Source organism: Secundilactobacillus pentosiphilus (assembly GCF_002217985.1).
In the GTDB taxonomy this organism is placed as follows: domain Bacteria; phylum Bacillota; class Bacilli; order Lactobacillales; family Lactobacillaceae; genus Secundilactobacillus; species Secundilactobacillus pentosiphilus.
The window spans coordinates 64,447-81,760 of record NZ_BCMI01000006.1 but is presented as its reverse complement, the minus strand read 5'-3'; the positions used below and the strand labels follow the sequence as shown (position 1 = coordinate 81,760).

The following is a 17,314-nucleotide window of genomic DNA, read 5'->3' as shown; positions in this document are numbered from 1 at the left end:
ATTTTCTTAAAATCATTTTACTTAAAAAACCATTTTCAGATCCTTTAAAATTGGCCCCTAATCACAAAAAGCGCACTTCATTTTTTGAAGTGCGCTTTCGTGACTTAATTTTAAAACACTAGTCTTGATCGTGCTTTTTCCGCTTGGCAAATCCAAGCAAACTCATCATACCCATCAAACTGATTCCCAACACTGACCAAAGGCCGGTACGTTGCTCATTGGTTTGTGGCAGCTTAGTTGTTGCCTTACCAACTCGTTGTCTCGTTACTGATTGTGCCTTGTTGCTGGTTGGGGTTGGAACTGACCGCCCCAATTGGCCAGTAGCGTTTTCAGTAGTCTTCATTGCCGTCCCATCATTAGACTGGGTTGGGTTTTGACTGTTATCTGATCCTGGCTGGTTTGGTGTCCGGTCGTAGTCTGTGGTCTTCCCATTCGGCTGCTGAGGAACCTTTTCATTTTGCGGCTGGTTTGGTACCACTGTTCCGCCATCAGTCATATCAGTCGTCTCCGGTGTAGTCGGCGGCGTTACTTCACCACCGTTATCAGGGTTCACTGGAACCGCCGTATAGTAAACCGTCGCGGTGAGGTTACCGCCACTCTTACCAGTGACCGGCTTTGGATACTGACCGTTAACACTCGTGACATCAGCGGTGTACCCCGGCACAAGCGGTGAGGTTACCTTATCGTAACCGCCCTGAGGCGTTGCGACACTTTCACCAGTCACCTTATCAGTCGCAACGTTCCAAGTCAGTGTCTGAACGGTCGCCACGTGAACTGGCGTCGTAGTGCCCTGAATGTAATAGTTAATGGTCCGAGTTGTCGTGGTTGTGGTGTGAGCAATACCATGAACAAGGTGGATAATAATCTTATTCTGGGCTTCATTCGGCGTGAACTTGTAATCAATGCTGCTCTTTTGATTCTTGCTCAGTTCATAGCCGTTTGGCACGATTACGTTAAAGTGACCCGCTTGATCAACAGTGCCATCTAACACGGTACCTTCAACAACCTTACCATTTTCCACATCATCAACATACGTGACAGTCATTGTTACTGAATTTGGATTATACGTTACCGTGACTGGCGTCAGTGCCTTGTTGGCCACGTCTGTCTGGCCTATTACTGCTTGGCCAACCAAAGCTTGATCCGGTGTATAGCCGGTAAGGGCACCTGACGTTACCGCACCAAGGCCTTCATCAGCACCAGCCGTTGGTGTCCAATCACTATAAGTGATAGTGCCAGTAACCTGGTCAACGATTCCCGTTCGGGTGTAATCCTGATGCTGGTTAACCGGATTGAACGCCTGGTCACCCTTGTGATGATCAGTGGTGTCATTGCCGTAGACGTAGTTGATTGTCCGGGTGATGGTTGCTTTCAACTGGTCATTCTTCGGATCATTCGTTGGCGTGATTGTCTTAGTGGCGTGCTTGACGTAGACGTTGTAGCTTTGAATGATCTGGTCGTTGTTATCAAAGAACCCGCTGGCTGCCCCGGCATCCTGGCCGACTTTAACGTAGTTCATCGGTACCGTAATGGCATTGGTATAAACGCCAGCCGTCGTACCATTCAGTGTTTGCATTGCCGACGCTACTTCAGTACCATCGGTTGGCAACCAGTTAGTCGTCTTATCCGAACCCGTGATGTCAATATAGTGAATCTCAACTTTCTGAGCGTTAGGATTATACGTTACCGTGACTGGTGTCAATGCCTTGTTAGCCACATCTGTCTGGCCTACTACTGCTTGAGCAACTGAAGTTTGATCCGGTGTGTAGCCAGTCAACGTATCTGACGTTACCGCGCCAAGACCTTCATCAGCGCCAGCCGTTGGCGTCCAGGCACTATAGGTAATGCTGCCAGTAACCTGGTCAACGGTTCCCGTTCGCGTATAGTCCTGATGCTGTACAACTGGATCGAAAGCTTGGTCACCTTTGCGATGATCTACGGTGTCATTACCGTAAACGTAATTGATTGTCCGCGTAATGGTTGCTTTCAGCTGACCATTCTTCGGATCATTTGTTGGCGTAATGGTCTTGGTGGCGTGCTTAATGTAGACGTTGTAACTTTGGTCAGTTTTGCTGTCTTTATCAAAGAAGCCACTAGCCGCTCCATTGTCCTGGCCGACCTTAACGTAGTTCATCGGCAAAATAAGTGGGTTAGTATAAACGCCATCCGTCGTACCATTCAAGGTTTGTTCAGCCGTTGTCACCTCATCACCATCAGTTGGTACCCAGCCTGACGTCTTTGTTGAACCCGTGACATCAATATAGTGGATCTGAACTACCTGAGCGTTCGGATTATACGTTACTGTAACTGGTGTCATTGCCTTGTTAGCCACATCTTTCAAATCAACCACTGCTTGGGCAACTGAAGCTTGGTCCGGTGTGTAGCCAGTAAGCGAATCTGAGGTGACCACGCCAAGGCCTTCACCGTCTCCGGTTGTCGGCGTCCATGCAGTGTACGTAATATCACCTGTCACTTCATCAATAGTGCCCGTTCGAGTATAATCCTGATGTTGTTCAACTGGGTTGAATGCCTGATCACCCTTACGGTGGTCAACCGTGTCATTACCGTAAACGTAATTGATTGTCCGCGTAATGGTTGCTTTCAGCTGACCATTCTTCGGATCGTTCGTTGGCGTAATGGTCTTGGTGGCGTGCTTAATGTAGACGTTGTAAGTCTGTGTAACTTGACCGTTATTATCGAAGAAGCCACTAACGGCCCCAGCATCCTGGCCGACCTTGACGTAGTTCATCGGCAAAATAAGTGGGTTAGTATAAACGCCATCCGTCGTACCATTCAGCGTTTGTTCAGCCGATATTACTTCAGTACCATCAGTTGTTGTCCAACCCGACGTCTTCGTTGAAGTCGTTACATCGATGTAGTGAATTTCAACTTTCTGAGCGACAGGATTATACGTTACCGTGACTGGTGTCAGTACCTTGTTAGCCACCACATCTTTCACGTCAACCGTTGTTTGACCGACCGAAGCTTTGTCCGGCGTATAGCCGGTAATTGCACCTGACGTTACCGCATCGAATCCTTCGCCGTCTCCGGTCGTCGGTACCCAACCACTATAAGTGGTAGTGCCAGTAACTTCATCAATAACCCCTGTTCGAGTATAGTCCTGATGCTGTTCAACGGGATTGAGCGCTTGGTCGCCTTTGCGATGGTTAACCGTGTTATTGCCGTAAACGTAGTTGATTGTCCGGGTGATGGTTGTTTTCAACTGATCATTCTGCGGATCGGTCGTTGGGGTGATCGTCTTGGTAGCGTGCTTAACGTAGACGTTGTAGTTTTGGTCCGTCTGATCATCGTTATCATACGTACCGCTGGATGCACCAGCATCAGCACCAACCTGAACGTAATTTTCAGGTATCTGAATGGTGTTCGTGTAGGCCTCATCCGTAGTTCCACTCAGCGCTTGCGCAGCGGTTGTTACTTCTGTGCCATCGCCGGCAGTCCAACCCGAAGTCTTATCCGATCCGTTCACGTCAATGTAGTGTACCGTGACTTTTTGAGCATCCGGGTGATAGGTGACCGTTACCGTTACTGGTTTGTCATCAGCCGTTAAACTAGTTGTCGCCACAGCCGCTACTGTAGACGTATCCGGCGTATAACCGGTCAGAGCAGTTCCAGTTGGTGAAGTCACTGCTGCAAACCCTTCACCAGTTCCGCTCGTAGGCGTCCAAGTACTATAAGTGACGTCGCCAGTGACTAAATCAATGGTTCCTGTTCGGGTGAAGTCCTGCGTCTGGGTCACCGTTGGCGCCGCTGTCGTGCCTTTCTTACCATCGACTGCATCAGAACCATAAACGTAGTTGATCGTCCGCGTAATGGAAGCCTTCAACTGATTGTTTTTCGGATCAGTCGTTGGCGTGATGGTCTTAGTGGCGTGCTTGATGTAAACGAAGTAGCTCTGATCCGTCTTATCGTCAGTATCATACGTACCGCTGGATGCACCAGCATCGGCCGCGACCTGAACATAATTTGTAGGTATCTTGATGGTGTTCGTGTAGGCCTCATCCGTCTTCCCGTTTAGTGTTTGCTCAGCGGTTGTTACTTCCGTACCATCGCCTGTAGTCCAGCCTGTGGTCTTATCCGATCCGGTTACGTCAATATAATGTATTTGCACCTTTTGCGGGTTGGCAGTGTAGGTAACCGTTACCTTTTTATCCGTTGGCTTGGTGTTAACTACCGCATTTGTCCCTACCGGCACCGTTGATTGATCTGGTGTGTAACCCGAAACTATGGGTACCGTGACTTCTTCGTAATTGCCGCTCGGCGTATAAGTCGTCTTATTAGTAACCTTATCCGTAGTTGTTGTCCAAGTGATTGGCTGAGGTGTATCACTTGGCGTCTTATCAGCTGGCAAGCCGGTATAAGTGATTGTCCGCGTGGTTGTCAAAGTTCCCTGATCAATTTCATGAGCCAGTTTGATGACAATATTATCAGTATCATCAGTGGTTAATGTATATGGCACCATGTTAGCTTGACCCGTTGCCAGAACATAACCATCTGGTACCGTCACGGTGTATGACCCAATGTCATTGATGCCACCCGAAATTGTTTCCGGTGTACCGACAGTTTTATTATTGTTATCGGTATCAACGTAGGTAACCGTTAAATCAGCAGCATTGGTCAAGTCGTATTGCACGATATCACCATCGAAGTAATATTGCGAAGTAGCACCAAATACCGCAACCTTATTAGGCTTATCCGTTCCGTAATCACCATGATCTGAATTGACGATGGTCGTCTTCAGGTTGCCATCAGAATTTTTGACCCAATAATAACCCTTTGAAAGCAAAGTATTGATCAAAGCTTTGTCGGTATCACTCAAACTGCTTTCAGCCGCGGTTAATTGATCTTCAGTTGAAGGAAAATCACTGGCATTCAATCTATCCGTATTATTAACGAGTGTCTTACTTAAACTATCCAGCGGAATGTAATGGTCGCCAGTGGCATCTTTGTAGTGAATTCGTGCATTAACCGTCGACTTACTGATGATGGTAATGGACGTAGCCTTATTAGTCACTGATGCAGCCGCCCCATTCTCATACAAAATTGTCTGTAAATAACCGATTTGCTTATCCGGTGACGTAATGTTATTAAAGTTGGCCGTGGTGCCAGTCAATTTAATTCGACCGGTAGCTGCATTGTTTGGTACTTTACCTACTTGAACAATTACCGACCGAATTGCTGACCAGTCACTCACTTGGTCAGCCGTTACGTATCCAGTAGTATCAACCGCTGTGCCTGCCTTGTCATAACGATTTGTGCTGTACAAAACCGTCGGTGTTAACGTATCACTGCCAGTTCCCTCACTAGTGGTAAAGGTCGTAGGCACGCTCACTGGTCCGGTCAGCTGGAAGGTATAGGTTGAACCCTGATCATCGCCAGTTTCTGGTAGGTTAATAGCAACTGAAGCATCCTTAATCGCTGAGGCTGCATTCACCAGATTGGTATAGAAATCAAGCTCATTATTGCCATTAGCAACAGCCGTGCCAGCATTTTTAGGCATCTCATCTTGGTTACCTTGAGCCATTGAAGCCACATACGTACCGGTGGCTGCGTCGATGGTCCAAAGGAACCGATTGCCTGCCATTGCTACAGCATTAGCATCGCCATCAACAAATGTCAGGTCGGCGTTAGGATTAGGATTGGTTTCACTCTTATCATTAGCAGGATCGCCAATTTTCGAATCTGTTGCCTTAGTCGTATTTGAAATAGATGTGGTCGGCGAAGTCACGTAGTAATAAACGTAAGATTTCCCCGGCAACGCATCAGCATCATTGCTCAAATGAATGACATCCTGGAATGTATCATCGGTAAATACTGATAGGCCAGTACCCGCAAAATCAACTTTAACACCGGTTTGCCCATTGCTAGTTTGATAGTATGAAATTTTAGCCCCATTTGATACTGTATTGCCCGAAGCGTCTCTTGCTTTCATATTGATACTATATATATTGGTTCCAAAGGGTAAAACGAAGTACAGCGTTGGCTCATAAACCAGGTCAATTGTCTGACCACTAGAGCCATTAGCGACAACACTAATATAACCACTATCCTGCTTACCTGGTGCAGTATTATCTGTACCGCCTTTCCAGCCCCAAGCACCGACACGTCCCATCGGGCTAGAAACTGTCTCGTTCGCCCAAGAATCCATGCTATGTGTATCTTCTGGCATTTGAATATTGATATTAAACTTCAATCCATCACCGTTTTTAACGTTTGAACCATTTTCATATTTAGCATCAAGCTTGCCCAATAAATGAATGTAATTGTCCTTGTGAGCAGCATCTAGATTACCTGGCTCAGTCCCCGTTGTCGCGCCCGGTGCTAGGTAGTTTGGCGTCAGTACGATTTGCTTGATTAGCGAAGTCGTGTTGCCTTTGGAAATGGTCCCGCCTGCGGCTACGGTTCCCGTTTCAGTCGTTCCATCTGCAAGTATTAAGGTGTACCCATATTCAGTTGTTCCAGGTAAGTAAGCATTCCGATTGACGATCTCCTTTGGTACCACAACACCTGTAGCATCGACACCATCCGGAACCGTAATCGTCAATTTAGCATCGGTAACAGGTGTTGAAGATGTAACACCAAACCCAAAACTGCTCAGATACAGTGGATCATTACTGGTATCTGTATCAAGCACTAATTTATCTGGAGCCTTACTACTATTACCAGCGGCAGTAACACTGCCAACGGCTGGTGCAACGCCATCACCCTTAGCTGCCAGTTTCTCAGTCCAAGGATTGCTGGTTGCCGTTAACGTTTGACCGTTCGGGATCTTTTGAGTGATCGTTGGATTTCCTGCGGCAGTTAAAGTCTGCACGGTATCAGTTAATTCGTTCGTGTACTTACCAGCGAGGTAGAAACCGCCCTTACCCACTTCAGTGTTTGCAGGTACCGTGATAATAATATTGGCACCGCTAGCATCTTGCTTGATTGTGGTAGTTCCCGCGGCAAACCCATTCAAGGTGTCAGTCAGCGCACTATCCAGAGTAAAACCAGTTGGCACCGGAATCGTAATGGTCGTGCCATTTGTGTTCAGTCTCGAATTGATGCCGTCGCCTGAATCATCTTTCAGTCCTGTGGAATCGGTAACGTTAACCTTATATACGTAGTTCGTATTAGGAATAACGGCGTCTACTGAAAATGGATTGCCATCAGCATCTTTACTGGTTAGTGCCGGCGATACCCGGGTTGGGTTTGAAATTGCCACGCTTGGCTTGGTCGTTTGCGTTAATGTCAATGGATCTACTGGACTGCCATTAAGTGTTGCCGTGACTTCACCAGTGGTATCTTTGCCAATTTGATCCGGAGTCAGTTGAGGTAACTCACCTGAATCCGCGCCATTGCTTACCTGTTTCAAGGTGATCTTTTGCGTAAAAATACCGCTTTGATTAAACGTATTCGTTACCGTATAGGTGCCATCAGTATTTTTCACGTACTGGGTAGTTCCCAGACTATCTTGCAATTTTTGAACATTGCTCCACTCTAAATCGTCTAAGTTGGTGGGAACGGTGATAGTGACGGTATCTCCGGTATTAACCGTCATCTTAGCCGTGATCACGACATCCCCAGCTGGCTGCCCATAGCCGATTTTATCTGTAGAAGAAGTGAGTATCACCGTTGACTTTACATCAGCTGCCATCGCCACAACCTGTTGCGGCTCGCCAGTCAGCGCATACTGCTGGGACGCCACCATCTTAGCTTGGTTCAGATCCGTGTTGCTCGGGTCCACTAACAGTGTTTTTGCTTGTGCATCAAGCTGATCTGCTTTAGTACGATCAACCTTAGCAGCTACTGAAGTCACCTGTGCCGTCTTCACCTGGCTGGATTGGGCCGCGGTTTGTGCAGCTGGTTGTGTGTTAGGCTTCGTTGCAGAATTTGGTTCTACCCCAACATTAGTAGCGTCTTTAACCAGATTACTTGCCGTTTTAGTGATAGAAGCGTCGGCTAACTTAGTGTCGTTCGGTGTAGCAGTAGACCCGTTGTTTCCAGGATTAGACCCGGACGTTTTGACAGGCTGAGCGGTGCTTTTCGCATCATTTGCTGATACCGGCTGCTGTTCACTTGGCGCCGCTTTAACGGCGGTCGCTTGCTGAGTCGCATCTACCTCATTTTTAGAAGCCGTTTGGTTAGAACCATTACCATCAGAAGCGGTTACATTTGTCGCTGATGAACTGGTCCCCACTGCTGACTTATCCGTTTGCTGGGTCGCCGGCTTCAAGGTGACCGTCTTCGCAGTTGTCGCTGCAGTGGCCGAAGTTGCCGTACTATCATCTTGCGTATCCGGTGTAGCAGCAGTATCCGTTGTCTCAGCAAAGCTCGTTGTTGCAGAACCCAAAAACAGTGCTGCTCCCAGCGACAAACTGGCAATACTTGCGAATACCCACCGTCTCCCGACTTTATACGATTTATAACGCTCTTTTAGATTCGATTGAATCATCTTAGTGTGATTATTTTTGCCAACCATAGATTGTCTCCCCCTTAACAATATTGCTCTTATTTATCCTCACTTAATCAAGCCAAACTTTTCAGTTTAATTTTGTCTACTAGACGCGGAAAACTGTATAAACTTAGAGTCTTTCATAGGATCCCCACCCTTTGAGTTAAAAATGTTAAGCATGTTTTAAAAATTTAGGATAACGATTTTAATTGCTGATTAGTACATGATATTAACCACTTAGAAACAGCTACCCACTTAGGATTTCATTATAATTCATGACCTATCATTTGTATACAGATTAGTATTTCGTTTTAGTTACAATATCATATTTAATACATTTACAGAATTATGTCTGATTTACGTTTTTACGATAATTCAACTTCAACAGCCTCATCATTTCCCCCTTTTCATCACAGTTTCTTATTGCAGTATCAATGTTTGATGACATTTTAACAAAAACATTAACGTAACACAATCATCTAACAACGACTGTAAATCATCCGATAACGACAATCCCGGTAAAGTTGAAGTTACTAGCCATGTTTTAAATGCAACAATCCACTTAATAACGAAGCTTAGACTAGCTTTAATTCAGTATTGTGACGGCTTTAACGGTACCAGCCATATTTTTGGCAGCTCTTAGATTCCACAAACGGCCATTTAAAAATAAAAAAATCCCCTTAAAGCTGACACTGAACACAATCGTTCATCTGCCCGCTTAAGGGGATCTTGTGATTATCAGTAAAAATGGACTACTGATTAAAAGTTAAATTTAGTTGTGACGAGCCCGCTTAGCAGCCTTTTCACGTTCGTTGGTGCTCAGGATTTGCTTCCGGAGGCGAACGTGATGAGGGGTAACTTCACAGTATTCATCAGTGTTTAAGAATTCAAGTGATTCTTCAAGTGATAAATGAGTAGGCGTCTTAATACGAGCCATGTCATCGGAACCAGCAGCACGAACGTTGGTCAAGTTCTTACCCTTGGTGATGTTGACGGTAATATCGTTTTCACGGCTGTTTTCACCAACGATCATACCTTCATAAACATCAGTACCTGGATCGATCAGTAAGGTCCCACGAGATTCAATACCCATCATGGCATAAGTCGTTGCCTTACCAGCATTCATTGAAACTAGGGTTCCCTTCTTACGACCAGGGTTCCAGTTCTTGATGACTGGCGCATACTTCTTAAAGGTATGGTTTAAGATACCATAACCACGAGTCATTGACATGAATTCAGTTGAGTAACCGATCAAGCCACGTGAAGGTGCCAAGAAAGTCAAACGGGTCTGGCCGTTATCTGTACTTTCCATGTTTTGCATCTCACCTTTACGTTGTGACAGTGAATCAATCACACTACCGGTGTATTCGTCAGGGGTATCGATTTGAACCTCTTCAAATGGTTCTGACTTAACGCCTTCAACGTCTCGGTAGATAACTTCTGGACGTGATACTTGAAGTTCGAAGCCTTCGCGACGAAGCGTTTCAATCAAGATTGACAAGTGCAATTCCCCACGGCCTGAGACTACCCAAGCACCTGGTTCGTCGGTGTTATCAACACGGAGCGAAACATCCGTTTCAAGTTCAGTCTTCAAACGTTGTTCCAATTGACGACTCGTGACAAACTTTCCATCTTGACCAGCAAATGGTGAGTTGTTAGTCCGGAAAGTCATCTGCAACGTTGGTTCGTCAATCCGTAAGAGTGGTAAGGCTTCTTGCGTATCAGTCGCCGTTACCGTTTCACCAACGTTAATGTCTTCCATCCCTGAAACGGCAATCAAGTCACCAGCTTTGGCTTCGTTGATCTCAAGACGCTTCAAACCGAAGAAACCAAACAGCTTAGTCACACGGAAGTTTTTGGTTGTACCGTCTAACTTCATGACCGTAACGTTGTCTCCAACTTTGATCTTACCACGGAAAATCCGGCCGATACCAACCCGACCAACGAAATCGTTGTAGTCAAGTAAGGCAACTTGGAATTGAAGTGGTTCGTCTGAATTGTCAATTGGTGATGGAATCTTTTTGATAATCGTATCAAAGATTGGCTTCATGGTGTGCTCTTGAGTTGCGATGTCTGGATCGTAACTTGAAGTTCCGTTCATAGCTGAAGCATATACCACTGGGAAGTCAAGTTGATCTTCGTCAGCACCTAATTCAATGAACAGGTCCAAAACTTCATCAACCACTTCCGAAGGACGGGCACCTGGACGGTCAACCTTGTTGATCACAACGATCGGGGTTAAATGTTGTTCCAAAGCTTTCTTTAAAACGAAACGGGTTTGCGGCATGGTTCCTTCAAAGGCATCAACGACAAGTAAAACACCGTCAACCATTCGCATGATCCGTTCAACTTCACCACCGAAGTCAGCGTGTCCTGGGGTATCCAAAATGTTGATCTGCTTGTCCCCATAACGGACTGCAGTGTTCTTTGACAGGATCGTAATCCCACGTTCCCTTTCGATATCGTTAGAGTCCAACGCACGGTCCGCAATCTCCGTATGTTCATCTAAAGTATCTGATTGTTTCATTAATTCATTAACCAAGGTTGTCTTACCGTGGTCAACGTGGGCAATAATTGCGATGTTACGAATGTCATCTCTGGTTTTCAAAATCTTGTTCTTCCTTTCATAAACGCGTGAATCTTCATTATTTAACGGTCAAACTGTAGCGCATTCTCCACACTCTACACCTTGACTTAACGCCATAAAAAAACTGTGACCAGCGTCACAGTCAGACGTTTGAACCGATGATTGGCAGAATGTCTTGTTGTGCTTGTACCGTTGCTACCATTACGAAATCTGATGATAGCATATCTAGAGGCTTCCCGTCAACCGTTGACACCGCAAGTCCCAGACTTTCTGCCAAAATCTTACCAGCGCCAAAATCCCATGGTTTCAAATATGAGACATACGCGACAATTTCTCCTTTTAGTAAGTGGGCCATTTCAACCCCAGCCGAACCATAGATTCTTAGCCCGGAACTCGTCTCCGCCACTTTTTGGAAGTTAAAGCGGTCATGAATCACCATCGGCCCGCTCAAGCTGATAAGGCCGTTACGCAAACCAACGTTTTCCGGTGCCGGCAGCAACTGCTCATTTTGGAAAACACCTAAATCCGGTCCGCCAGAAAAGAGCTGATCATTAACGACGTCGTAGATATAGCCCAAAACGCCTTTTCCATCGACGTAGAGTGCGATCATAATGGCAAAATGATCGCGTTGCTTAACGAAGTTCATTGTGCCGTCAATCGGATCAACGACCCAAACCCAGCCCTTAGTCTGACGAATCTGGTCACCAAACCCCTCTTCACCTAAGATCTGGCTGTTAGGTGCAAAAGTGCGAATTTTACTAATGATTAGTTTTTCGTTTTCTTTATCAACGTTCGTGACTAGATCCTTCCGGCTAGTTTTTTGTGAAATTTTTAAATTCTCACCCATTTTCGCCAAAATAAAGTCACGTGACGTCTTTAGCCACTGTTTAACTGTTCGATCAATTCGGTGAAGTTCTGTTTCGTTCATGGACTTAACCTCCTATCGTCATTTTAACTGACTTTTTAGCAGTCTCATGGGCTGCTTTCAGTGTTCGATACCAACTATACCCGGTTAGCTGTTCAAACTGCTTGCCGAGCTGTTTTTCTTGAGATTTAGACGGGACAACGGTTTTAAAGGCCGAATAGGCTGATAACAAAGCCTCAACCAACACACCTTGCGAAAGCTCGTAGGCATCCTCGACCTGTCGATAAAAAGCCGTAACCGTAATAATTTCATCTGTCGTCCAATCAGATGCTAAGGGATAACTAAAGTTTTTCAAAATGGCACCCCATCTACTTAATATTGTGAATTCTCCTAGTTTATTATACAGCAAAACGGGGCTAGACACACAGTCCAGTCCCGTTTTGTTTAATTTCACAAACAAGTCACTTTAGATGTGGGTTGGGAAGCCAATCGCAACATCGGCAGCTTCTTGAATTGGTTCACTCAGCGTTGGGTGCGGGTGAATCGTCAAAGCAATATCTTCAGCGTTCATACCGCTGTTAACTGCCAAACTCAATTCAGCAATCAAGTCTGAAGCACCTGGTCCGACAACTTGAGCGCCAACCAAATTATTTTCATCCTTAGTCGTTACCAAACGGACAAAGCCATCTGGCTCATCAAGTGAAACAGCACGCGCGTTACCAGCAAATGGGAACTTAGCTGTGTTAACTTCAATTCCCTTATCCTTGGCTTCACTTTGTGTCATTCCGACTGTGGCAAGTTCTGGATCTGCAAAGCAGACAGCGGGAACGCCAAGCCAATCGTTGGCAGTCTTCTTGCCTGAAATTGCGCCAGCAGCCGTCTTAGCTTCAAAGAAGGCTTTATGAGCAAGTGCTGGACCCGGAACAATATCACCGATCGCATAGATGTTTGGAACGGATGTGCGTCCCTGCTGGTCAACTTCGATCAAACCGTGATCACCGACTTTAATGTCAGTCATCTCGAGACCTAAGTCATCCGTGTTAGCTTTACGGCCAACCGTGACCATGCAGTAGTCCGCCTTAATGGTTGATTCCTTATCGTCAACAGCATAGGTCACCGTGACGCTCTTACCATCCTGTTCTGCTTTCTTTGCCATTGCGCTGGTAATGACATCGATCCCGTTCTTCTTCATTTGCTTCAGAACAACTTTCACCATGTCCTTATCGAAGTTAGGCAAAATTGATGGCGTACCTTCAATGATCGTAACGTGGGCACCTAAGTTAGCGTAGGCACATGCCAACTCAGTTCCGACGTAACCGCCGCCAATAACGACAAATTCTTTAGGAATTTCAGGTAAGTTTAAACCACCAGTTGAGTCAATGACCCGGTCTTTAAATTCAAAGCCAGGAATTTCTACTGGACGACTACCAGTTGCAATGATCAAGTTCTTAAACTCGATCGTCAAGCCGTCATCAGCACTCATAAACTGTTTTGGCCCGGTTGATACGACCCGTAACTGAGTATTGGAATCCAGTACGGCTTCGCCTTCAATGACGTCAACTTTATGCTTTTTAAGCAGCATCTTGACACCACTAGTCATCCGGTCAACAACCTTCTTTTGCTTCCACTCCTGCGTTTTACTGAAATCAATTGAAGGCGCTTGAGTAGTAATACCAAAGGTTGACGCATCTTGAGCTTCCTTAAAGCGGTGACCAGCGTTAATTAAGGCCTTGGAAGGCACACAACCAACGTTTAGACATACACCACCAACATTACCCTTTTCAATGACCGTTACGCTTTGGCCAAGTTCAGCAGCTCGAATGGCAGCAACATAACCGCCAGGGCCCGCACCAACAATGACTGTATCACGTTTTTCAGCATCTGACATTTGAGGATCATCCTTCCATTAATAGCAATTCTGGTTCATGAAGTAAATCGTTCATCATATTCAAAGCATTTTGCGCTAATGCACCATCGATAAGTCGGTGATCATAACTCAATGATAGCTTCAGTATGTTACCAACTACAATTTCACCATCATCGTTGACGTATGGTTCCTTGGCAATCTTACCAACACCTAAGATGGCAACTTCTGGTTGGTTGATCACTGGTGTAAAGAACCCACCACCGATTGAACCGACGTTACTGATGGTAATTGAACCGCCAGACATCTGTTTAGCACTCAACTTGTTGTCTTTAGCAGCCTGGGTGTTATCAGAAATTTCTTTTGCAATCTCAAACATACTCTTAGCGTCAGCGTTCTTAACGTTAGGAACGTATAGGCCATGATCCGTACTAGTTGCAATACCGACGTTGTAATAGTGCTTGTGGATAATTTCATCCGTCGTACCATCAATTGAAGCATTGAAATCTGGGAATTTCTTCATTACAGCAACCAGTGCCTTAACCATGTATGGCAAGAAGGTCAAATGAATGCCTTGATCAGCAGCCATTGACTTGTACTTCTTCCGGTTAGCCATTAAAGCAGAAACTTCAACGTCTTGGAATGAAGTAACATGAGGAGCGATATCCTTAGAAGTCCGCATTGAATTAGCAATAACTTTACGCATCATTGACATTGGTTCACGGGTTTCAAGATCTGGAATTGCTTCTTTGTAAGGCTTAAGTGGTGAAGCAGCAGGTGCAGCGGCAGCGGCCGGTGCGGCAGCAGCTGGAGCAGGTGCGGCAGCGCCATTAAAGTTATCAATATCCGCCTTCAAAACTTGGCCGTGATTACCAGTTGGCGTTACAGCAGTGATGTCAACTCCCTTATCACGTGCATATTGACGTACAGAAGGCATTGCTGAAACTAACTTATTAGGATCCGATTGAGCAGGAACCCCCGTTGCGGCAGCTGGAGCAGCAGGTGCAGCAGCGGCAGCAGGTGCTGCTTCTTCCTTAGGTGCCTCTTCCTTAGGTGCTTCGTCTGATGAAGCATCTGAAGATGAATCATCGTCAGGTGTGTCAGGTGAACCATCATCGATTTCAACTAAAGTATCGCCAATTTCAGCAGTTTCACCTTCCTGCTTAACAATTTTTTTAATGGTACCGGCTACTGGTGATGGCAATTCGGAAACAGACTTATCGTTTTGAATTTCAACTAAAACGTCGTCTTCTTTAACGGTGTCCCCTTCTTTAACATCCCATGATGCGATTTCACCTTCAGCCATACCTTCACCAAGCTCTGGGAGTTTGAATGCATAAGCCATGGAAAAACTTCCTTTCTATTTACAAAGTAGTCATTAGAGTTAGTAATTCAAAATTTCGCGTGCTTTTTCTTCAATATCGTCAGCGTTTGGAATCCAGTCATTTTCAACTTGAGCCCATGGATATACGCTATCTGGAGCAGCCACACGACCAATTGGTGCGTCCAAGTTCATAATGGCATGTTCAGCAATTTCAGCAGTTACCTGAGCACCGACACCAGCCATCTTTTGAGCTTCTTGCACAACAACTACCTTGTGAGTCTTCTCAACTGATTTGAAGATCGTATCCGTATCAATTGGTGACAATGAGCGCAGGTCAATCACTTCAGCAGAAATGTTTTCCTTAGCCAGTTTGTCAGCAACTTTCAGTGACTCATTAACTTCTGCACTATAAGCCACAATGGTGATGTCAGTCCCCTCACGAGCGACCTTAGCAGTGTCTAGGGGAACCGTGTACTTACCTTCTGGAATTTCATCTTTCATTGAACGGTATAACTTCAAGTTTTCCAAGAAAAGAACCGGGTCATTATTTTCAACGGCGGAAATAATCATCCCTTTGGCATCATACGGGTTAGCAGGTGTTACGACCCGCAGACCTGGTGTACCAACGTAGTAGTTTTCAAGGTTGTCGGCATGCATTTCAGCGGTATGAGTCCCGCCACCAAATGGTGTCCGAACCGTAATTGGCATGGAACGTTTGCCGCTAAAGCGGAAGCGTTCACGTGACATTTGACCGCCTAATGAATCAACGGCTTCAAAAGTAAAGCCCATAAATTGAATTTCAGGAATCGGACGCCAGCCAGTAGCAGCTAACCCAATTGATAATCCTAAAATTCCTGATTCAGCTAGTGGTGTATCAAATACCCGGTCTTCACCGTACTTGTCTTGCAAGCCTTCAGTAGTCCGGAAAACACCACCGTTTTTACCAACGTCTTCACCGAAGATCAACGTTTTCGGATCTTCGCCTAAAACAACGTCTAAACCATCTGTAATCGCTTTGATATAAGTTAATTTAGCCATGGTTACTTCGACTCCTTTGCTTCGAATCTTGCAATGTCAGCTTTGATTTGTGGAGTTGGTTCTTCGAACGTGGTCTTCAACATATCAACAACTGATTGCGTAGGTGTATTTTCAGCTTCTTTCATTGATGCTTTAAAGCTGTCCTTATATTCCTCAACAAGTTTGTCTTCTTGATCTTGTGACCATAATCCCTTGTCGGTTAAGATCTTACGCATCCGAATCAAAGGATCAGCATCGAACCAAGGTTTTTCTTCTTCCTTAGTCCGGTAACGACTAGGATCATCACCAGCACTTGAGTGGGCACCGAAACGATAAGTTAAGGTTTCAACTAAGACTGGTCCGTTCCCAGCGGCAGCAAACTCACGCGCTTCTTGGGTTGCAATGTGTACAGCGAGGATATCCATCCCATCAACTTGAATAGATGGAACACCAGAAGCAACGGCCTTTTGAGCTAAGGTTTCAGCAGCAGTTTGCTTCTTACGAGGCACTGAAATTGCCCAGCCATTATTTTGAACCATGAATACAGCAGGAGCTTGGAATGAGGATGCAAAGTTAACACCTTCATAGAAGTCACCTTGTGAAGTTCCGCCATCACCGGTATAGACAAAGGATACAGCATCCTTTTCGCCATTTTTCTTAATACCTAATGCGGCGCCGGCAGCTTCAACATATTGTGCACCGATAATGATTTGTGGGAACCAGTTACGCTGGTCACCATAATCGTCACCAACGGCGTTACCCTTTGACCATAAGAAGCCTTGGGTGACTGAGGCACCATGTTGAATCAATTGTGGCAAGTCACGGTAGGCAGGGAACAGGAAGTCTTGGTCTTTAAAGGCTGTGACTGACCCCATCTCACTTGCTTCCTCACCATAAGTCGGAGCATAAAAGCCTAAACGACCTTGCCGAGAGAAGTTCATCGTCTGTTCGTGCAATGCACGTTCCCAAACCATCTTTTTCATAAAATCAACTAACTGATCATCCGAAAAAGTATCGAAAAGCTTCTGATTCACGATTTTCGCATCTTTGTCCACAATTTGGAACGTTTTCTTATACGGATCGCTCATCGTGGCTTTAATTGACGCAAAGTCAATTGCTTGCCCAGTTTTCTTCGCCATAACTAACACTTTCCTTTCCGTTTGTATGCAATTGGTTTCAAAGCCACTTTCATAGTTTTGAAACCG

The 17,314-nt window shown here is 45.5% G+C and carries 8 protein-coding genes; all 8 read right to left on the bottom strand.

The annotated features are described in order from the left end of the window. Positions 1–118: 118 nt before the first annotated feature. Positions 119–8,479: a mucin-binding protein gene (locus CES81_RS04610; protein WP_089120869.1), complete on the bottom strand. Its 8,361-nt coding sequence runs from the start codon at positions 8,477–8,479 to the stop codon at positions 119–121. A gap of 745 nt (positions 8,480–9,224) precedes the next feature. Beyond that, positions 9,225–11,060 carry a translational GTPase TypA gene (gene typA, locus CES81_RS04605; protein ID WP_089120868.1) on the bottom strand — a complete coding sequence of 612 codons (1,836 nt, stop codon included), beginning with the start codon at positions 11,058–11,060 and terminating at the stop codon, positions 9,225–9,227. Between the two features lie 121 nt (positions 11,061–11,181). Then, entirely contained in the window at positions 11,182–11,967 is a 786-nt protein-coding gene (locus CES81_RS04600) for an inositol monophosphatase family protein (protein ID WP_089120867.1), read from the bottom strand. A 4-nt stretch (positions 11,968–11,971) separates the two neighbouring features. Continuing rightward, the gene (locus tag CES81_RS04595) at positions 11,972–12,259 is read right to left on the bottom strand and encodes a UPF0223 family protein (protein WP_439951273.1); all 288 of its coding nucleotides are present in this window, start codon (positions 12,257–12,259) and stop codon (positions 11,972–11,974) included. 111 nt (positions 12,260–12,370) lie between these two features. Continuing rightward, positions 12,371–13,792, bottom strand: a complete 1,422-nt coding sequence (gene lpdA, locus CES81_RS04590) for a dihydrolipoyl dehydrogenase (RefSeq protein ID WP_089088535.1) — start codon at positions 13,790–13,792, stop codon at positions 12,371–12,373. Positions 13,793–13,799: 7 nt separating this feature from the next. Continuing rightward, positions 13,800–15,113 (bottom strand): dihydrolipoamide acetyltransferase family protein, encoded by a 1,314-nt coding sequence (locus tag CES81_RS04585; RefSeq protein ID WP_089120866.1) that lies wholly within the window; start codon positions 15,111–15,113, stop codon positions 13,800–13,802. A 39-nt stretch (positions 15,114–15,152) separates the two neighbouring features. Further along, positions 15,153–16,130: an alpha-ketoacid dehydrogenase subunit beta gene (locus CES81_RS04580; RefSeq protein WP_089088537.1), complete on the bottom strand. Its 978-nt coding sequence runs from the start codon at positions 16,128–16,130 to the stop codon at positions 15,153–15,155. Positions 16,131–16,132: 2 nt separating this feature from the next. Continuing rightward, entirely contained in the window at positions 16,133–17,248 is a 1,116-nt protein-coding gene (gene pdhA, locus CES81_RS04575; RefSeq protein ID WP_089088538.1) for a pyruvate dehydrogenase (acetyl-transferring) E1 component subunit alpha, read from the bottom strand. Positions 17,249–17,314 lie beyond the last annotated feature (66 nt).